An 18,991-nucleotide genomic window follows, 5' to 3' on the forward strand; every position below is an offset into this window, starting at 1 on the left:
CATGCAGAAAGTAACATGTAGTGTAGAAGCCCTGGAAGAAATGGCCGACACCCTCTGGTATGTGCGGCTTAAACCCGCACATACCGTCGATTTTCAACCCGGCCAGTACCTGCTGGTGGTGATGGCGGACGACGACAAGCGCCCCTTTTCCATCGCCAACATGCCCAATGAGCAAGGGACCCTGGAGCTGCATATCGGCGCCTCCCCCGACAACAGCTATGCCATGCAGGTATTGAAGCGGATGCAGGAGCAGGGCCAGATCGAAGTGCAACTGCCGGCGGGCAAGGCCTACCTGCGCGCCGAGTCCCGCCATCCGGTGATCCTGATGGCGGGCGGCACCGGTTTCGCCTATACCCGCGCCATTCTGCAGAAGATGCTGGCGAATGGGCTGCACAAGCCGGTGTTCCTGTACTGGGGCGTGCGTTTCGAGGATCATCTCTATGCCGACGCGGAAATGAAGACCTGGGCCGCCGAGCACAAGGAGCTGACCTATGTGCCCGTGGTGCAGAACGGCAACGAACACTGGCAGGGCCGCAGTGGCCTGGTGCACGAAGCCATCATGGAGGACTTTCCCAGCCTGACCGGTTACGACATCTATGTGGCGGGCCGCTTCGAGATGGCGGGGGTGGCACGGGAAGCCTTCAAGGAAAAAGGGGTGGACGCCGAGCGGCTGTTCGGGGACGCCTACGAGTTTATCTGATGTTCAGGACCGGGCAGGGGATTCCCGGTCTTCGTCACAGCAAGGGGCCAAGTTCAGGTTGCGGATGGCATCCATCGCCAGCTCGAACCGGCCCTCCTGGCACAGGCCCAGCAGGCCGCCCTGTTCATAGGCCGCGAGGGCGGCCTGCAGGCAGGCCTGGCGGATGTGCTCCGCCTCAGAGCTGTTCATCCCGGCCTTCGGCCAGCTGACGCTCGAGCTGGGCCAGCTTGGCTTCCATTTCGTTCAGTTTTTCCCGGGTGCGCAACAGCACCTTGGTCTGCACGTCGAATTCCTCCCGGGTCACCATGTCCAGCTTGCCCAGTTGCGCCTGCAGTACGGTGCGGATGCGTTTTTCCGCTTCCTCGCCCATGTTCTTCAGCCCGGCGGGCAGGTTGCTTTGGATCTGTTTGGCGATCTCTTCCAGTTTTTTCGGGTCCAGCATGGTCGCTCTCCTTAAGGTATTGACGCTATTGTAACCCAATCACCGGGGCAATGGGGATCAGGGATTGGCCAACTGCAGGGCAATCTGGCGGAAGGCCTGGATCAGCGGATCCTCCAGCCGCTTCTTCAGCAGGCAGACCCCCACCTCGAAGGGCTTGAAATCCGGCGTCACCTCCAGCCGGCGGATCTTGTCGGCCATGGGGCTGTGCTCTATTACCGCCGTGGGCACCAGGGCGATGCCGCAGCCCAGGGCTACCATGCCGACGATGGCCTCGTTGCCGGCCACTTCCGCGTAGATGTGGGGGCTGATGCCCTTGTTGCGAAACCATTGGTTGGTACGTTTGCGGGCCACTCCCTGCTCCGGCAGAATTACCGGGATCTGGCTCCAGTCGGCGCTGGCCTGCTGCAGCAGATCGTTGGCTCGGCAGGGGATGCGCGGGGCGATGAACACCAGGGGCACCGTCTGCAGCTTGATGAAGTCGAGCTTGGCGGGCAGGGCGTCGGGGCGGGCGCCGATGGCCAGATCCGACTCGTCGTGCAGTACCTTGTCGATGGCCAGCGCCGGGTCCCCGGTTTCCAGCCGCAGTTCCAGCTGGGGGTAGCGGGTGCGAAAGCGCGCCAATATGTCGGGCAGCAGGAAGTAGCTGGCGGTGACCGAGCAGAACAGCCGCAACCGCCCCTGCAAGGGGCTCTCACTGTGCCTGAGCTGCTCCCGCATGCTCTGCCAGTCGGACAACCAGCCCTGGGCGAACTGCTGCAGCTGCTGGCCGGCGGGAGTCAGGGTGACGCTGCGGTTGTCCCGGTCCAGCAGCTCGCAGCCCAGCTCCTGCTCCAGCCGTTGTATCGCCCGGCTCAGGGTGGAGGGGCTGACCGCCATGGCGTCGGCGGTACGGCCGAAGTGCAGGCTCTGGCTCAGGTGGAGGAACAGTTCCAGGTTGCGGATATCCATCACATTGCACCAAATGAAATACTCTGTTTCGAATATATCATTTCAAGCAATGAAAAGCCTGGGGTATAGTGACTGCCGTCGTCACCGCCGGGCGGTGCAGGAATTCAAGTTAAACGGATTAATTGGAGCAAAAGGTCATGGCTAACTATTTCAACACCCTGAACCTGCGTCAGCAGCTCGAGCAGCTGGGCAAGTGCCGTTTCATGAACCGCGAAGAATTCGCCGATGGTTGCAACTACCTGAAAGGCAAGAAAGTGGTCATCGTCGGTTGTGGCGCCCAGGGCCTGAACCAGGGTCTGAACATGCGCGACTCCGGCCTGGACGTGTCCTACGCCCTGCGTGCCGAAGCCATCGCCGAAAAACGCAAGTCTTTCCAGCAGGCCACCGAAAACGGTTTCAAGGTGGGCACCTATGAAGAGCTGATCCCCACCGCCGATCTGGTGATGAACCTGACTCCGGACAAGCAGCACACCTCCGCCGTCAACGCCGTGATGCCGCTGATGAAAGACGGTGCCGCCCTGGGCTACTCCCACGGCTTCAACATCGTGGAAGAAGGCATGCAGATCCGCAAGGACATCACGGTGGTGATGGTCGCACCCAAGTGCCCGGGTACCGAAGTTCGCGAAGAATACAAGCGCGGTTTCGGCGTACCCACCCTGATCGCCGTTCACCCTGAGAACGATCCCCAGGGTGAAGGCCTGGCCATCGCCAAGGCCTGGGCCTCGGCCACCGGCGGTGACCGTGCCGGTGTGCTCGAGTCTTCCTTCGTTGCCGAAGTAAAATCCGACCTGATGGGCGAGCAGACCATCCTGTGCGGCATGCTGCAGGCCGGCGCCATCGTCTGCCACGAGAAGATGGTGGCCGAGGGCATCGACGCCGGTTACGCCGGCAAGCTGATCCAGTTCGGCTGGGAAACCATCACCGAAGCCCTGAAGCAGGGCGGCATCACCAACATGATGGATCGTCTGTCCAACCCGGCCAAGATCAAGGCCTTCGATCTGGCCGACGAGCTGAAGGAGCTGATGCGCCCGCTGTTCAACAAGCACATGGACGACATCATCGAAGGCCATTTCTCCGCCGGCATGATGGCCGACTGGGCCAACGACGATCACGATCTGCTGACCTGGCGTGAAGAAACCGCCGGTACCAGCTTCGAGCAGTACCCGGCCACCGACGTGGTGATCGGCGAGCAGGAATACTTCGACAACGGCATCCTGCTGGTAGCCATGGTCAAGGCCGGCGTCGAGCTGGCGTTCGAAGCCATGACCGCTTCCGGCATCATCGACGAGTCCGCCTACTACGAGTCACTGCACGAGCTGCCGCTGATCGCCAACACCGTGGCGCGCAAGCGTCTGTACGAGATGAACGTGGTGATCTCCGACACCGCCGAGTACGGCAACTACCTGTTTGCCAACGCCGCGGTACCGTTGCTGCGCGAGAAGTTCATGCCCAAGGTGGGTACCGACGTCATCGGCAAGACCATCCAGGTTGAGTCCAACTCCGTCGACAACCGTCGCCTGATCGAGGTCAACGAGGCCATCCGTCACCACCCGGTCGAGATCATCGGCAAGACCCTGCGTTCCTACATGACCGACATGAAGAACATCGCCGTCGGCGGCTGAACCGGATAATAAACAGAGCGGTAACAACGGGAGGCTTCGGCCTCCCTTTTTGTTTGCACAATGGTGAGGAGTGAGGGGGCAGGCGTGAGGGGATCCATTATGCACCGGCGCAGCTCTCCTCATCCCTCACCTTTCACTCCTCACGGAGAGCGGGCTTGATATAATGCCCGCTTAACCAAGGGGAGCAGAAGATGAGTTTTGACGAGCGTTTTGGTGGTATCGCCCGACTGTACGGCGCCGAGAGCCTGGCCCGTTTCGCGGCGGCCCGGGTATGCGTGATCGGCATCGGCGGCGTGGGGTCCTGGGCGGCGGAGGCGCTGGCGCGCTCCGGCATCGGCGGGCTCACCCTGATCGACATGGACGATATCTGCATCACCAACACCAATCGCCAGATCCATGCCCTGTCCAACCGGGTCGGGGCCGAGAAGACCGCCGCCATGGCCGAGCGGATCGCCCTGATCAACCCGGACTGCGAGGTGAGGGTGGTGGACGACTTTATCGGCCCGGACAACCTGGAACAGCACCTGCTGGCGGGATTCGACTATGTGCTGGACGCCATCGACTCGGTCAGGGCCAAGGCGGCGCTGATCGCCTTCTGCAAGCGCAACAAGATCCCGGTGATCACCGCCGGTGGCGCCGGCGGCCAGATCGATCCCAGCCAGATCCAGCTGAGTGATCTCAGCAAGACCATCCAGGATCCCCTGGCCGCCAAGGTACGTGGCGAGTTGCGCCGCAATTACCAGTTCAGCAAGAACCCCAAGCGCAAGTTCGGGGTGGACTGCGTCTTCTCCACCGAGCAGCCCCGTTACCCCGACGGAAGCGGCGGCATCTGCCGCAGCAAGCAGCAGTCGGACGGCACCATGAAGATGGACTGTGCCTCCGGTTTCGGCGCCGTCACCCATATCACCGCCACCTTCGGCTTCTTTATGGTCGGCCGGATACTGGCCAGGCTTGCTTCGCAAGCAGTCGTAAGTGAGAAGCCGGAAGCTGGAAGTTAAGGGCGCCTCCGGCGGCTCATCCCCTGGTCACCAGCTTTTGTTGGCTTTTGATGAGATGTGGACCATCGGCCAAAGGGCATATTCCAGCTTCTAGCTTCTAGCTTCTAGCTTCTAGCTTCTAGCTTCCGGCCTTGGTTTTAATCGCCTCCACCACGGCCCGCAGGCCGTTGCCCCGAGAGGGGCTCAGGTGGGACAACAGTTGCAGCTCCTCGAAGTAGGCCTCCATGTCGAAGGCCGCGATGTCGGCGGCGGTCTTGTTGTTGAGCGCCGCCAGCACCACCGCCATCAACCCCTTGACGATGCGGGCGTCCGAGTCGCAGTGCAGCTGCCAGCGGCCCAGGGCGTCCTGTCCGGCCATCAACCAGGCCTGGCTTTCGCAGCCGTGGATGGCGTTGGCCTCGGCTCTGGCCTCCGGCGGCAGCGGCGGCAGTTGTTTGGCCAGCTTTATCAATTGTTTGTAGCGGGCTTCCCAGCCGGGGGCGGCGGCGAAGAGGGTGCGGATATCCTGGTCGGTGATGGCGGTGCCGAAGGGGTGGTTCATCACAGCAGCTCCCGGGCTTTGTCGATGCCGGCCAGCAGGGCGGCGATATCGTCGTCGGTGTTGTAAAAGGCGAGGGAGGCGCGCACCGTGCCCTGGGGCAGGGCCAGCGCCTGCATCAGCGGCATGGCGCAGTGGTGGCCGGTGCGCACCGCTATGCCCTGCATGTCGAGCAGGGTGGCCAGATCCTGGGGGTGAACGTCGTCCATCACGAAGGAAACGGCACCGGCCCGGGGCCGACCGATCACCCGGATATCGGCCATGGCGCTTAGCCCGTCCACCAGCCGGCGCAGCAGGGCGTCTTCGTGGCGCAGCAGGGCGGCCCTGTCCTGCGCGGCCAGGTAATCCACCGCCGCTCCCAGGGCGATGGCGCCGGCGATATTGGGGGTGCCCGCCTCGAACTTGAACGGCGGCGCGTTGAAGGTAGTGGCCTCGAAGCTCACCGTTTTTATCATCTCGCCGCCGGTCTGCCAGGGCGGCATCCGCTCCAGCCATTCGCTCCGCCCGTAGAGCACGCCGATGCCGGTGGGGGCGAACATCTTGTGGCCGGAAAAGGCGTAGAAGTCGCAGCCGAGCACCTGCACGTCCACCGGGAAGTGGCCCACCGCCTGGGCGCCGTCCACCAGGGTAACGGCGCCCACGGCCTTGGCCAGGCGGACAAGCTCCGCCACCGGATTGACCTGGCCGAGGGCGTTGGAGACATGGCCGATGGCCAGCAGTTTGGTGCGCTCGCTGATAAGGGCCCCGGCGGCGTCCAGGTCCAGCTCGGCGCTTTCGCTAAGCGGAATGACTTTCAGCACGGCGCCGGTGGCCGCCGCCGCCTGCTGCCAGGGCACGATATTGGCGTGGTGCTCCAGGGTGCTGAGCAGGATCTCGTCCCCGGGCTGGAGGAAGTGGCGGCCAAGGCTGAAGGCCACCAGGTTGATGGCTTCGGTGGTGCCCCGGGTCCAGATGATTTCACGGGCCGAGGGGGCGTGGATAAAGCGCGCTACCTTTTCCCGCGCCTGCTCGAAGGCGCGGGTGGCCTGGCCGCTCAGGGCGTGGGAGGCCCGGTGCACGTTGGCGTTGGTATCCCGGTAGTAGTGGTTGAGGGCGTCCAGCACCGGCTGCGGCTTCTGGGTGGTGGCGGCGTTGTCCAGATACACCAGGGGGTGGCCGTTGACGATTTGGGCCAGGGTGGGAAAGTCGCGTCTGAGTGCCTTGATGTCGGTCGCCATGATGTTGCCGGAAAAAGAAAAAACTGAGCGGATCATGAGCCAAAGCCGGGCCCATGACAAGGCGGCCTTCACCCGGAGGCGGTCTGTCGTTAAAATAGCCGGCCCTGTTCAGCCCCGCGGAGCTTTGATGAAACTCAACCCAGCCCAAGATGACGCCGTGCGCTATATTGCCGGGCCCTGCCTGGTGCTGGCCGGCGCCGGCAGCGGCAAGACCCGGGTGATCACCAACAAGATCGCCTACCTGGTGCGCCAGTGCGACTACAAGGCGCGCCATATCGCCGCCGTCACCTTCACCAACAAGGCGGCGCGGGAGATGAAGGAGCGGGTGGCCCAGACCCTGGGCAAGCACGAGGCCCGGGGGCTGATGGTGTCCACCTTCCATACCCTGGGGCTGGAGATCATCCGCCGCGAGCACAAGACCCTGGGGCTGAAGGCCGGCTTCTCCCTGTTCGACGACCAGGATCAGCTGGCGCTGATCCGGGAGCTGACCGAGCAGGAACTGGACAACGACAAGGACAAAATTTCCCGCCTGCTGTCCACCATCTCCAACTGGAAGAACGATCTGGTGCTGCCGGCGCGGGCGGCCCGGCTGGCCACGGATCCGGAAACCGTGCTGTTCGCCCAGTGCTACGAGCGCTACCAGCGGCAGATGAAGGCCTATAACGCCCTGGACTTCGACGATCTGATCCTGATGCCGACCCTGCTGCTCAAGACCAACGCCGAGGTGCGCGCTTACTGGCAGAGCAAGATCCGTTACCTCTTGGTGGACGAATACCAGGACACCAACACCAGCCAGTACGAGCTGGTCAAGCTGATTGCCGGCGAGCGGGCCCGCTTCACCGTGGTGGGGGACGATGATCAGTCCATCTATTCCTGGCGCGGGGCGCGGCCCCAGAACCTGGTGCTGCTGAAGGAGGACTACCCCAGCCTCAAGGTGATCAAGCTGGAGCAGAATTACCGCTCCCGGGGGCGCATCCTGCAGTGCGCCAACATCCTGATCGCCAACAACCCCCATGTGTTCGACAAGCAGCTGTTCTCGGAGATGGAATACGAGGCGCCGGTGCGGGTGCTGTTCGCCAAGCACGAGGAGCACGAGGCGGAGCGGGTGGTGGCCGAGATCATGGGCCACAAGTTTATGAATGGCAGCAAGTTCGGCGACTACGCCATCCTCTACCGGGGCAACCATCAGTCCCGGATGCTGGAAAAGGCGCTGATGACCAACCGCATCCCCTACAAGATCAGCGGCGGCACCTCTTTCTTCTCCCGCACCGAGATCAAGGACATCATGGCCTACCTGCGGCTGTTGGTGAACCCGGACGACGACAACGCCTTCCTGCGGGTGGTGAACACGCCGCGGCGGGAAATCGGGCCCACTACCCTCGAAAAGCTGGGCACCTACGCCAATCAGCGGGGAAAAAGCCTGTTCGCCGCCAGCTTCGAACTGGGCCTGGAGCAGCACCTCGGTGGCCGGGGGCTGGTGGCGGTGCGCGCCTTCTGCGACTGGCTGGTGCGCCGGGGCGACGAGGCGGCGCGCGGCAACGCGGTGGAGGCGGTGCGCGACATGATCAAGGACATCCACTACGAGGAGTGGTTGTACGAGAGCTCCCCCAGCCCGCGGGCGGCGGAGATGCGCATGCAGAACGTGTCCACCCTGTTCAAGTGGGTCAGCCAGATGCTGGAAGGCTCGGAACTGGACGACGCCATGACCCTGCCCCAGGTGGTCACCCGCCTGACCCTGCGCGACATGATGGAGCGGGGCGAGGAGGAGGACGACGGCGAGCAGGTACAGCTGATGACGCTGCATGCCTCCAAGGGCCTGGAGTTCCCCTTCGTGTTTATGGTGGGCATGGAGGAAGGGCTGCTGCCGCACCAGAGCAGCATCGACGAGGACAATATCGAGGAAGAGCGGCGCCTGGCCTATGTGGGCATCACCCGCGCCCAGCAGGCGCTCACCTTCACCCTATGCCGGGAGCGGCGCCAGTTCGGTGAAATGGTGCGGCCCGAGCCGAGCCGCTTCCTGCTCGAGCTGCCCCAGCAGGATCTGGACTGGGAGCACAACCGCAAGCCGCCGAGCGAAGGGGAGCGGATGCAAAAGGGCCAGGCCGGGGTGGCCAGCCTGAGGGCCATGCTGGGCCGGAAGTCGTGATGCAGGCGTGAGGAGTAAGGTGTGAGAAGGGGGAGCGTGTCCGATGTTTTTTCTCCTCACACCTCACCTTTCACGCCTCATTGTCTTCAATAAAAAAGCCGCATCGCTGCGGCTTTTTTATGGGCTGCGGTGCCTCAGAGAGCTTCGAGCATATAGTCGACGGCGTTGGCGATCTCTTCGTCGGAGCAGTTGCCACAGGCGCCGCGGGGCGGCATGGCATTGAAGCCGTTGAGGGCGTGGCTCAGCAGGGTCTCGCGGCCTTGCTCGGCGCGCGGACCCCAGGCGGCGGCGTCACCCTTGACGGGAGCGCCGGCGGCGCCGGTGCCATGGCAGGCGGCGCAGGCTGCGGTATAAACCGCTTCACCACTGCGCGGGGCGGCCGGTTCGCCGCTGTTACCGGCGGCGGCGGTGTCCACGATTCCTTCCAGATCGGCGGCGGTATAGACGCTGCCCACCGGTTTGGTGCGCTCGGCGATGGCTTCCGGCGACATATCATTGGCGGCGTAGGCCATGCCACTCAGCGAGGCAGCGGCAACACCGGCAAGCAACAGGTTTCTTAACAGGCTCACCTTTTTATTCTCCCAGTTGGCTTATTTGTTTCCGTTAAACCCGCGGAGTATACCCCAAGTACGGCGGTCATTAAACGGTCTGGCTAAAAGAGTGGCGGCTTGTGAAAACAGCGGCTTGAAGGCGGGGCCCGGGCATTATGCCCGCGCCGCGACGGGATCCTTTATGTTATTATCAATATTCTCTTGATATGAAAATGGCTGCGATCATCACGGAGCACCCGACAACAATGAACGACAACAACACGCAGAATACCGGCCCGGACGGCACCCGGGTTATGGATCAGATCGACCGTATCGTCACCCTGTGGCGGCGGGCCCGCCCCGATCTGGCCTTTGAGAGTACCGAAGTGATCGGCCGGGTGGTGCGGCTGGAGTACTTTATTACCCGCCGGGTGCTGCAGGATCTGGCCCGCTACGACCTCAACGTGGGGGAGTTCGACGTCCTGGCGGCCCTGCGCCGTCATCCGCCCTATTTCCAGCTGTCTCCCAACCAGTTGCAGTCCATGGTGCTGATCTCCTCCGGGGCCCTGACCAACCGTATCAACCGGCTCGAGAGCCGGGGCCTGGTGACCCGGGCCCAGGCGGACCACGACCGTCGGGGCGTGATCGTCACCCTCACCGACGAAGGCTTCAAGGTGGTGGAAGATGCGGTCAGATACCACCTCGCTGCCGAGGCCGAGCTGGCTTCTGCCCTGTCTGCCGAGGAGCAGCAACAATTCTCCGCCCTGCTGAAAAAAATGCTGCTGGCGGTGGAGGACTGAGGGCCACCTCACCTTTTTGACCTGCGGATGGCGATGACAGTTTGATGACATCGCCATTTCCCGATTTCCTGCTGATAATTAGTAAAGGCCGGCCCTGGGCGGTGAAACTCGCCCAGGGCCGGACGATCTCACCCGATTCAGACAGGCAGCGGTCGCCGTACCGCCCGAGGAGGTCATCGAATGAAGTTATACTACAAGCCGGGCGCCAGCTCGCTTGCTCCCCACATCGTCTTGTCCTGGCTGGGCCTGCCCTATGAGCTGGAACTGGCCGATACGCGGGATCCCGAGTTTCTCAAGATCAACTACATGGCCACGGTACCGGTGCTCTTTACCGAGGAGATGGGGCCCCTGTACCAGAACAGCGCCATACTGCGTTACCTGTCCCGCCTGCCTGAAGGTGAACACCTGGGGCCGGGTACGGATCCTGTGTTGCAATACCAGTGCGACTACTGGCTCAGTTTTCTCAATACCGACGTCTACAGTGCCTTCGCTCCCTACTTCGCCCCGCAGAAATACACCAAGGATCGCAGCTTTGCCGCCCACGACGCCATCAAGGCCGCCGTGCCCGAGCGGGTCGCCCGCTTTCTGCAGCGCATGGACAATCACCTCGCCAGCCGCACCTGGTACATGGACGAGCACAAGAGCATAGTGGACGCCTGCGCCTTTCCGCTTGAATACTGGGCGACCCTGGCGCTGCCCGACGGCCTCGGCCCCTATCCCCACCTGGCCCGCCATTTCCAGGATCTGAAGGAGGATCCGGGGGTGTGCAAGGCCCTCGACGAGGAAGGCCTTAAACTCTAATGCCGGGCGACGATTAACCCGGTTCCCACCACGGTGGCCAGGGCGCCCAACCAGGCGCCACTGGCCGGTCGCCGTTTCATGATAAGCCACAGCAAGGGCAGCACCAGCACCGGGCTGACCGAGCTCAGCATGGCCACCATGCCCACTTCGCCGTAACGCAGGGCCAGCAGGATCAGTGTCATGCCCACCCCCATCGCCAGGAAGGCATTGAGCGCCACCATGCCGAACACCGGCCAGCTGATGGCGCGCAGCGGTTTGGCCACCGTCAGGCCGCACCAGAGCAGGGCCAGGTGGGCGAGAAAGGCGGTGCTCATGCGCACCGCCGAGGCGGAGACCGGGTCGATGTCGCCCATCATCACCGGCTTGACCATCAGGGTGGCCACCGACTGGCACAGGGCCGACAACAGCCCCAGGCCGATGCCGGGCCAGGGGCTGCCGTCATCCTGCTCCCAGGCATGGGTGTCGTTGCCGCGCTTGCCGAAGAAGATGGCGGTCATGACCCCGCCCACCAACAGCAGGCAGCCGAGCAGGGTGAGGCCGGTGATGGTCTCGCCGAACACCAGGTAGCCGAGCAGGGCCGAAAACAGGGCGTGGGTGGCGAACAGCACCCCGGCCCGGCGGGGGCCGAGCCGGTTCATGGCGGCGAACAGCGCGGTATCGCCGATAAAGATCCCGATCAGCCCTGAAATGGCCATGACTCCTAAACTGTGGGGGCTCAGGCTGGCCCAGCCACCGCCGAGCAGGGCCAGCGACCACAGCATCAGGCTGACGCAGAACATCCGCCAGCGGGAAAAGGCGAAGGCGCCCAGGTGGCGGGCGGCATTGGCCGAGAGCAGGCTGGCCACCGCCCAGCAGGCGGCCGCCGCCAGGGCGAGAAAATCGTAGGAAAAAGGCATCTTCGGGCGGAATGTCGGGAGAAAGGCCCAGTCTAGCAAGTTTTCTGCGCCCGCCAAGGGCATTTGCGCCCGGCCTCCTTAGCGGGTTTAATAGCGGCTGAGCCGTTACCACAAGAATCACAAGAGCCGCCATGCGCATACTGCACACCTCCGACTGGCACCTGGGCCAGCATTTTCTGGGCAAGAACCGTTATGACGAACACCGGGCCTTCCTGAGCTGGCTGGTGGAGCAGGTCGAAGGGCAGGGGGTCGATGCGGTGATCCTGGCCGGCGACGTCTTCGACACCGGCACGCCGCCGAGCTATGCGCGCGAGCTGTACAACCAGTTTGTGGTCGAACTGCAGCGAACCGGCGCCCATCTGGTGGTACTGGGCGGCAATCACGACTCGGTGGCCATGCTCAACGAGTCCCGGGAGCTGCTCGGCTGCCTGAACGTGTCGGTGATCGCCGGGGTGCTGGCCGAGCCGGAACGGCAACTGCTGACCCTGCACCGGCGAAACGGCGAGCCCGGCGCCCTGCTGTGCGCCGTGCCCTTTATCCGCAGCCGGGAGGTGCTGGAAAGCCAGGCCGGCCAGAGCGGCCGGGACAAGCAGCAGGCCCTGCAGCAGGCCATCGCCGACCACTACCGGGCCCTGTTCGAGCTGGCCGAGCGGCGGCGCGCGCAACTGGCTGCCGCCCTGCCCATCCTCGCCACCGGCCATCTCGCCACGGTGGGGGCCAGCAGCAGCGATTCGGTGCGGGAGATCTACATCGGCACCCTGGAGGCGTTTCCCGCCGCCGCCTTTCCCGCCGCCGACTATATTGCCCTGGGTCATATCCACCGGCCCCAGAAGGTGGCCGGGCTGGAGCACGTTCGCTACTGCGGCTCGCCCATCCCCCTCAGTTTCGACGAAGCTGGCCGGCAGAAGGAGGTGCTGCTGGCGGAGTTCGCCGGAGGGGGCCTGGAACGGGTGACCCCGCTGCCGGTGCCCCTGTTCCAGCCGCTGGCCCGGATTGGCGGCAACCTGCAGGAGCTGGGCGCAGCCATGGCCGACGTGGCGGCGAACGGCAGCGAAAACCGGCCCGTCTGGCTGGAAGTGACGGTCACCGGCGACGACTACCTGAGCGATCTGCAGCCCCGGGTGCAGGCCCTGGCCGAGGGGCTGGCGGTGGAGGTGCTGCTGGTGCGGCGGGGACGGCGGGAGCAGGCCGCGGCCCTGGTGGCCGAACAGCGCGAGACCCTGAGCGAGCTGACGCCGGAGCAGGTGTTCGCACGGCGGCTGGCGGCGGAGACGCTGGCGGAGGCGGATCTGGCCGCGCTGAACGGGCTGCATGCCGAGGTGCTGGCGGCGCTGGGGGAGGAGGCATGAGAATCCTGACCCTCAGGCTGAAAAACCTCAACTCCCTCAAGGGCGAATGGAAAATCGACTTTACCCGGGAACCCTTCCTGGACAGCGGCCTGTTCGCCATCACCGGGCCCACCGGGGCCGGCAAGACCACCCTGCTGGACGCCATCTGCCTGGCGCTCTATCACCAGACGCCGCGGATGAAGGTGATCTCCGCCGGCGGCAACGAGCTGATGACCCGCCATACCGCCGACTGCCTGGCGGAGGTGGAGTTCGAGGTGAAAGGAGAAGGCTACCGCGCCTTCTGGAGCCAGCGCCGGGCCCGGGACAAGAGCGACGGCAAGCTGCAGGCGCCCCGGGTGGAGCTGGCGAAGCGGGCCGGCGAGATCCTGACCGACAAGGTCAACGACAAGTTGAAACTTACCGAGCAGCTGACCGGGCTCGACTTCGGCCGCTTCACCAAGTCCATGCTGCTGGCCCAGGGCGGCTTCGCCGCCTTTTTGCACGCGGACGCCAACGAGCGGGCGGAACTGCTGGAGGAGCTGACCGGCACCGACATCTACGCCCGCATTTCCCAGCGGGTGTTCGAGCAGGCCCGGGAACACAGGGCCGCCCTGGCGCAACAGGAGGCCAGGGCCCAGGGGGTGGCGCTGCTGAGCGGGGAGGAACGACGGAGCATCGAACAGGAGCGGGCCGGGATAGGCACCGAGCTGGCCGGGCAGCAAGAGGGCCTGCGGCAAACCCGGGCCGAGCTGCAGCGCCGCCGCCAGTGGGATCACTGCGAGCAACAGCGGGTTGCCGCCCGCCGGGAGCAGCAACAGGCCCTGGCCGCCCTGAACGACGCGGCAGGCGAACAACAGCGGCTACGGCAGAGCGAGCCGGCCGCCTGGTTGTATCCGCAATGGCAACAGCTGCGGCAGCACCAGGCGCGGCTCGGCACCCTGGCGGCACAGCTGGAGCGGCGCGAGGCCGGGCTGGCCACCCTGACGGCAGGGCGCCACCGGCACAGCTGGCAGGGGCTGTCGTTCAGCCGCCAGCACCATCAGGCCTTGCAGGCCCGGGATGCCGAACTGGAACGGCAGCAGCAAGGGCTGACCGAGGCCATGGCCGGCAACGCCGCCGGTGAACGCTTGGGCGAGCAGCTGGCGGGCTGGCGTGCCGGTGTGGAGCAGCTCGACCGGCTGCAGCAGCAGGCTCACCAGGCGCGGCTGCGGCAGCAGCAACAGGGCGATGAACAACAGCGGCTTGAGCGTGAGCGGCAAGTGCTGGCACAGCAACACCAGCAGGCGAGGCAGGCCGAGCAACAGGCGGAAGCACAATACCGGCAACAACAGCAGGCACTGGCCGGCATTCTGGGTGCGCTCACCGAGCAGGAGCTGAAGGCGCGCCTTCAGCAATTGCGCGGGCAGCAGCCAGACTGGCTGACGCTGCAGCAAAGTGTCGACCGACTGCGGGAGCTGCAGCACGAGTGGCAACAGGAGCAGCAAAAGCAGGTCCGGATGGAGCCGGAATGGCAACGGGGCGAGCAGCAACTGGAACAGGCCCGTGAGCAGTACCGTGTGCTCCAGGAGCAGGTGAAGGACAAAACCCGCCTGCTGGAGCAGGAAAAGCTGATCCGCTCCCTGGAACAACACCGGGCGCAGTTGCAGCCCGGCGAAGCCTGCCCGCTGTGCGGCAGCGAGTCTCATCCGGCCATCGAGGCGTATCGGAACCTGGATAACGATACGGCAACCGAACTGCAGCAAAAGAGCGCCGAGCTGGAAAAGGTGGAGCAGCAGGGTCAGAGACTGAACGCTCTGCAGGCGGAGCGCAAGGCGGTGCTGGAGCAAACCGGGCTTCGGCTGCAGCACCTGGACAGGGCCATGGCGGAGCACGGCGCACGGCAAGCCGCCCTGCTGCTGGCCCTGGCTCTGGATGCGAATCACTGGCCAGCACAACTTGACGAGCGCCGGCAGCAGCTGGCACGGCTCGAGCAGTTGGCCGAGCAGCTGGATGCGGCCAAAACCGCACTGAACCACGGGGAGCAGGCCAAACAGGCCGCCACTGCCCAGGCCGACAAGTTTAAGCACCGGCAACAGCTGCTGGAGCAGCAGCAGCAAACCCTGCTGCGGGCACAGCAACAGCTGAACGAAGAATGCCAGGCCATTGCGCAGCAACGGAATGAGCTGGAACAACGGCTGACCGCCAGCGTCGGCCAAAAGCCAGAAAGCTGGCAGGACTGGTTGCAGCAGACCGAGCAGCAATGGCAGCACTGGCGACAGCAGCAGGCCGCCGTCACCCGGCTGCAAGAAGAACGCCAGCAACTGGCCGTCAGCCTGAGCGAGGCGACCAGCCTGTTCCTGCGCTGGCAGCAGCGCTGGCAGGCACTGGCATTGCCCGATGGCGAGCCGGTCACGGCGGCGGCTCCGCTGGCTGCTGCCCATGAGGCGGAAACACGGCTTGTTGGCCTGAATGACGAACTGCAGCGCCAGGGGGCCATTCAGGAACAGGAGCAACAGCAACTGGCGGTGTTGCAACGGGAGCTGAGCGACGCGCAGGCCGGCTGGCAGCAGGCCCTGGCCGACAGTCCCTTCGCCGACGAGGCCGCCTTCATTGCCGCCCGGCTGGAGGAGGACGAGCGCCAGCAACTGCAGGCGCGGCTGCAGGCCCTGCAACAGGCGCAGGTACTGGCCGCGGACCGGCTGGCTCAGGCCGAGCAGGCCTGGCAGCAGCTGGGGCCGCAGGACCCGGCACCGCTGGCGGAGCTGGAGGCCCGGGAGCGGCAACAGCAGGATGCCGTCAACCTGCTGCAGCAACAGCTGGGCCGGCTCGACGGCCGGCTGGAGCACGACGCGATCCTGCGCCGGCAGCAGCAGGCCCTGCTGGACGAGATCGAGCGGGGGCGCCGGCAGTTGCGTCACTGGGAGCAACTCAACGGCCTGATCGGCTCCGCCGACGGGGCCCGCTACCGCCGCTTCGCCCAGGGCCTGACCCTGGAACACCTGGTGCACCTGGCCAACCGCCGGCTGGCACGGTTGCACGGCCGCTACCGGCTGGCCCGCAAGGATGGCGGCGAGCTGGAGCTGGCGGTGATCGATGGCTGGCAGGCTGACGCGGCCCGGGATACCCAGACCCTGTCCGGCGGCGAGAGCTTCCTGGTCAGCCTGGCGCTGGCGCTGGCGCTGTCGGATCTGGTCAGCAGCAAGACCCGCATCGACTCCCTCTTCCTCGACGAGGGCTTCGGCACCCTGGACGCCGAGACCCTGGAGGTGGCCCTCGACGCCCTCGACGCCCTCAACGCCAGCGGCAAGATGATCGGCATCATCAGCCATATCGAGGCGCTGAAGGAGCGGGTGCCGGTGCAGATCCGGCTGAGCAAGAGCCAGGGCCTGGGCCTGAGCCGGCTGGCGCCGGAATTCGCGGTGAAATAAGCAGGCCTTCGATTCAGCGACCGAGCAGAAACTCGGCGTCGATCTCCACCGCCGCATTGCCGGGCAGGGCGCTGACGCCGACGGCGGAGCGCACATGGGCGCCGCGTTCGCCGAAAATCTCGACCATCAGGTCCGAGGCGCCGTTGGCCACCAACGGCTGGGCACTGAATTCGGGGGGACTGTTGACGAATACGGTCAGTCTGACACAGCGGGCAACCCGGTCCAGTTCGCCGCCGCAGGCTGTCTTCAGTTGGGCCAGCAGGTTCAGGGCGCAGAGGCGGGCGGCGGCCTGTCCTTCTTCGATGGAGAGGGTTCCGCCCACCTGGCCGGCGTAGGCCAGGACGCCGTTTACCCGGCAGGTTTGCCCGCTCAGCAGCAGGCGATCGCCCAGTTGCAGGAAGGCCTGGTAGTTCCCGGCGGGAGTGCCGGCTTCGGGCAGGCTGATACCCAGCTCGGTGAGCCGGTGTTCTATGGTATTCATGGGTGTTTTTCTCCGGATGGTGGGGCCGCGCCGGTTCAGCGCAGGCCGTGGTCGATAGGGCGCAGCCCGCTGTCGTCGATGGGGGCGGGGTCACCGCCTATCCGGGCCGCCAGCAGCGAGGCCGAGCCCATGGCCAGGGTCCAGCCCAGCATGCCGTGGCCCAGGTTAAGGTAGAGGTTGTCGGCCCCGGCCCGGCCGATGATGGGGGCGCTGCTGGGGGTGACCGGGCGGAAACCGGTCCAGCGGTCGAGCAGGCGATCGTAGTCGCCGGCCTCGGGGAGACGTTGCCGGCAGACCCGCAGCAGGTGGTCGATACGCCGTTCGTCCAGCACCCGGTCGTCACCGACGATATCGGCGCAGCCGGCCACCCGCAGCCGGTCGCCAACGCGGGCGAACACCACCTTGTTGTCCACGTCGGTGATGCAGACATCGGGGGCCCGCTCGGTGGCGGGCACCGTGATGCTGTAGCCCTTGATCGGGTAGATGGGAATATGAAGGCCGATGCCGCGGGCCAGCGCCAGGCTGTCGGGGCCGGTGGCGAGCAGGTAGGCATCGGCGGTGATGCTGCCCTGGCTGGTGTCCAGCCCGGTGATGCGGTTCCCTTCTTTGTGCAGGCGGTGAACCCGGCAGTGGTAGCGCTCCTCCAGCCGATGCTCCTGGCGCAGTCGGTCCAGCAGGGCGAGGGCGAACCGGTGGCAGTCCCCCACCTCGTCGAGGGGAGAATACACCCCGCCGGCCATGGGGCCGGCCAGCTGGGCCAGGTCGGGTTCGAGTTCCAGGCACTGCCGCCAGTCCAGCACCCGCTGCGGGCAGCCCCATTCCCCTTTCAGCCGGACCCTGGCGGCGGCCTGCTCCAGATCCTGGCGGCTGCCGTAGAGATGCAGCTTGCCCGAAGCGCGGTGCTGGAATTCGATCTTGGTCTCGGCCTGAGTGGCGTGCATCACCTCCCGGGAGTGCAGCGACAGCCGCAGTATATTGTGGGTATTGCGTTCCTCCCGGCTCGCCCGGGCGTGCAGCAGGAAGCGGCCGCCCCAATGCAGCAGTTGTCTGTCCGCCGACATCCGTACCCGGAAGGCGGGATCCCGGCCCAGCAATATCCGGGGCATCTTGGCCACCAGGCCCGGCGAGGCCATGGCGTCGGTATAGGAGTAGCTGAGCTGGGCCCCGTTGGCGAAACTGGTGCCCAGGGCCGGCCCCTCGTCCGCATCCAGCAGCATGACCCTGTGGCCGGCACGGGCGAGCAGGTAGGCCGAGGTGACGCCGATGATGCCGGCGCCGATGATGGCGATGGACGCTGTCTTCATGGTACACCTCGTCCTAGTTGGCCAGGGGAAGGGCGGCCGCGTGCCGGCGGTACTGGGTCGCCGCCGCGACCAGCTCCTCGAACAGCCGCCGCTCCCCCTGGTTGATCAGGTATTCGGGGTGCCACTGAAAGCCCAGGCAGAAGTGCTGGCCGGGAATTTCGATCGCCTCGACGATGCCGTCGTCGGCGACGGCGCTGACGATGATCTCCGGCGGCAGATCCCGCACCGCCTGATGATGCACGCTGTTTACCTCCAGCCATTCCTGCCGGAACAGCCGGAACAGACGGGTGCCGGGGGTGAGGTGCACCCGGTGTCCGGCCAGGTGGTGGGGCGGGGGTTGCATATGGTTCAGGCTGTCCTTCACTTCGCTGGGAATATCCTGGATCAGTTTGGCACCCTTGAGCACCGCCAACAGCTGCATGCCTCCGCAGATGCCGATCAGGGGAATGTCGCGGGCCAGCGCCCCTTCGATCAGCTTGCGCTCGAACCGGGTGCGGCCTTCCTTGGTCACCAGCTCTCCCTGGCGCAGGGTTTCTCCGTAGAGTTCGGGCGGGATGTCATACATGCCGCCGCTGATCACCAGGCCGTCGACCAGGTCGAGATAGTGCTCCGCCGCTTCCTGCTCGTGGGGCAGGGCCAGCGGCAGTCCGCCCGCCGCCGCTATGGCGGAGCAGTAGTTTTCCCGCAGCGCGTACCAGGGCTCCAGGGCATAGCCCGGGGTGTGTTCGATATCCAGTGTGATTCCGATGACCGGCATGGAAGACATGATGCGTACCTCTGTGACTGTGATGAAGGCTTCTTTAATGTTTGATCGTGCGTCGTCGGCGGTGGTT

18 protein-coding genes are annotated in these 18,991 nt (G+C 65.2%); 8 read left to right on the plus strand and 10 right to left on the minus strand.

Annotated features, from left to right (window positions below; genetic code table 11):
- Window position 1 precedes the first annotated feature (1 nt).
- On the plus strand, window positions 2-700 hold the full coding sequence (fre, locus tag ACT7DK_RS01635) for an NAD(P)H-flavin reductase (RefSeq protein ID WP_445395673.1): 699 nt from the start codon (window positions 2-4) through the stop codon (window positions 698-700).
- A gap of 3 nt (window positions 701-703) precedes the next feature.
- Here fre and ACT7DK_RS01640 read toward each other — a convergent pair whose 3' ends face one another.
- The 3 genes from ACT7DK_RS01640 to ilvY are packed head-to-tail and all read right to left on the minus strand — an operon-like array spanning window position 704 to window position 2,090.
- Window positions 704-889 carry a hypothetical protein gene (locus ACT7DK_RS01640; protein WP_445395675.1) on the minus strand — a complete coding sequence of 62 codons (186 nt, stop codon included), beginning with the start codon at window positions 887-889 and terminating at the stop codon, window positions 704-706.
- The gene (gene ubiK, locus ACT7DK_RS01645) at window positions 876-1,142 is read right to left on the minus strand and encodes a ubiquinone biosynthesis accessory factor UbiK (protein ID WP_445395677.1); all 267 of its coding nucleotides are present in this window, start codon (window positions 1,140-1,142) and stop codon (window positions 876-878) included. The genes ACT7DK_RS01640 and ubiK overlap by 14 nt, the downstream gene beginning before the upstream one ends.
- 57 nt (window positions 1,143-1,199) lie before the next feature.
- Complete coding sequence (ilvY, locus tag ACT7DK_RS01650) at window positions 1,200-2,090, minus strand: HTH-type transcriptional activator IlvY (protein ID WP_445395679.1); 891 nt, start codon at window positions 2,088-2,090, stop codon at window positions 1,200-1,202.
- A gap of 137 nt (window positions 2,091-2,227) precedes the next feature.
- On the opposite strand from ilvY, the gene ilvC reads away from it, so the two are divergent.
- Together ilvC and tcdA are read left to right on the plus strand one after the other, a co-directional pair.
- Window positions 2,228-3,712 carry a ketol-acid reductoisomerase gene (gene ilvC, locus ACT7DK_RS01655; RefSeq protein WP_445395681.1) on the plus strand — a complete coding sequence of 495 codons (1,485 nt, stop codon included), beginning with the start codon at window positions 2,228-2,230 and terminating at the stop codon, window positions 3,710-3,712.
- A gap of 191 nt (window positions 3,713-3,903) precedes the next feature.
- Entirely contained in the window at window positions 3,904-4,710 is an 807-nt protein-coding gene (gene tcdA, locus ACT7DK_RS01660; RefSeq protein WP_445395683.1) for a tRNA cyclic N6-threonylcarbamoyladenosine(37) synthase TcdA, read from the plus strand.
- A gap of 118 nt (window positions 4,711-4,828) precedes the next feature.
- Here the strand turns inward: tcdA and csdE are convergent, their stop codons facing one another.
- Together csdE and ACT7DK_RS01670 are read right to left on the minus strand one after the other, a co-directional pair.
- A complete protein-coding gene (csdE, locus tag ACT7DK_RS01665; protein ID WP_445395685.1) occupies window positions 4,829-5,251 on the minus strand; it encodes a cysteine desulfurase sulfur acceptor subunit CsdE in 423 nt (140 codons plus the stop codon).
- Complete coding sequence (locus ACT7DK_RS01670) at window positions 5,251-6,465, minus strand: aminotransferase class V-fold PLP-dependent enzyme (protein ID WP_445395687.1); 1,215 nt, start codon at window positions 6,463-6,465, stop codon at window positions 5,251-5,253. The genes csdE and ACT7DK_RS01670 overlap by 1 nt, the downstream gene beginning before the upstream one ends.
- Window positions 6,466-6,592: 127 nt before the next feature.
- Here ACT7DK_RS01670 and rep point away from each other — a divergent pair, with 127 nt between their 5' ends.
- Window positions 6,593-8,611, plus strand: coding sequence for a DNA helicase Rep (gene rep / locus ACT7DK_RS01675; RefSeq protein ID WP_445395689.1), 2,019 nt, complete (start codon window positions 6,593-6,595; stop codon window positions 8,609-8,611).
- A gap of 134 nt (window positions 8,612-8,745) precedes the next feature.
- On the opposite strand, the gene ACT7DK_RS01680 is transcribed toward rep, so the two are convergent.
- Window positions 8,746-9,123, minus strand: coding sequence for a c-type cytochrome (locus tag ACT7DK_RS01680; RefSeq protein WP_445402251.1), 378 nt, complete (start codon window positions 9,121-9,123; stop codon window positions 8,746-8,748).
- Window positions 9,124-9,407: 284 nt separating this feature from the next.
- Between ACT7DK_RS01680 and ACT7DK_RS01685 the strand changes: the two genes are divergently transcribed.
- Window positions 9,408-9,941 (plus strand): MarR family winged helix-turn-helix transcriptional regulator, encoded by a 534-nt coding sequence (locus ACT7DK_RS01685; protein ID WP_445395691.1) that lies wholly within the window; start codon window positions 9,408-9,410, stop codon window positions 9,939-9,941.
- Window positions 9,942-10,121: 180 nt separating this feature from the next.
- A complete protein-coding gene (locus ACT7DK_RS01690) occupies window positions 10,122-10,742 on the plus strand; it encodes a glutathione S-transferase family protein (protein ID WP_445395693.1) in 621 nt (206 codons plus the stop codon).
- Here ACT7DK_RS01690 and ACT7DK_RS01695 read toward each other — a convergent pair.
- Complete coding sequence (locus ACT7DK_RS01695) at window positions 10,739-11,638, minus strand: DMT family transporter (protein ID WP_445395695.1); 900 nt, start codon at window positions 11,636-11,638, stop codon at window positions 10,739-10,741. The genes ACT7DK_RS01690 and ACT7DK_RS01695 overlap by 4 nt on opposite strands.
- 131 nt (window positions 11,639-11,769) lie before the next feature.
- Here ACT7DK_RS01695 and sbcD point away from each other — a divergent pair, with 131 nt between their 5' ends.
- Both sbcD and sbcC read left to right on the plus strand, forming a co-directional pair.
- The gene (sbcD, locus tag ACT7DK_RS01700; RefSeq protein ID WP_445395697.1) at window positions 11,770-12,987 is read left to right on the plus strand and encodes an exonuclease subunit SbcD; all 1,218 of its coding nucleotides are present in this window, start codon (window positions 11,770-11,772) and stop codon (window positions 12,985-12,987) included.
- The gene (gene sbcC, locus ACT7DK_RS01705; RefSeq protein ID WP_445395699.1) at window positions 12,984-16,373 is read left to right on the plus strand and encodes an exonuclease subunit SbcC; all 3,390 of its coding nucleotides are present in this window, start codon (window positions 12,984-12,986) and stop codon (window positions 16,371-16,373) included. The genes sbcD and sbcC overlap by 4 nt, the downstream gene beginning before the upstream one ends.
- A gap of 13 nt (window positions 16,374-16,386) precedes the next feature.
- Here sbcC and ACT7DK_RS01710 read toward each other — a convergent pair whose 3' ends face one another.
- Genes ACT7DK_RS01710 through ACT7DK_RS01720 form a run of 3 tightly spaced genes read right to left on the minus strand, consistent with a single transcriptional unit; the run spans window position 16,387 to window position 18,915 of the window.
- Window positions 16,387-16,854 carry a RidA family protein gene (locus tag ACT7DK_RS01710; protein ID WP_445395701.1) on the minus strand — a complete coding sequence of 156 codons (468 nt, stop codon included), beginning with the start codon at window positions 16,852-16,854 and terminating at the stop codon, window positions 16,387-16,389.
- Window positions 16,855-16,889: 35 nt separating this feature from the next.
- On the minus strand, window positions 16,890-18,158 hold the full coding sequence (locus ACT7DK_RS01715) for a D-amino acid dehydrogenase (RefSeq protein ID WP_445395703.1): 1,269 nt from the start codon (window positions 18,156-18,158) through the stop codon (window positions 16,890-16,892).
- A 13-nt stretch (window positions 18,159-18,171) separates the two neighbouring features.
- Window positions 18,172-18,915 (minus strand): gamma-glutamyl-gamma-aminobutyrate hydrolase family protein, encoded by a 744-nt coding sequence (locus ACT7DK_RS01720; RefSeq protein WP_445395705.1) that lies wholly within the window; start codon window positions 18,913-18,915, stop codon window positions 18,172-18,174.
- Window positions 18,916-18,991: the final 76 nt, after the last annotated feature.

The organism is Zobellella sp. An-6 (genome assembly GCF_052487945.1).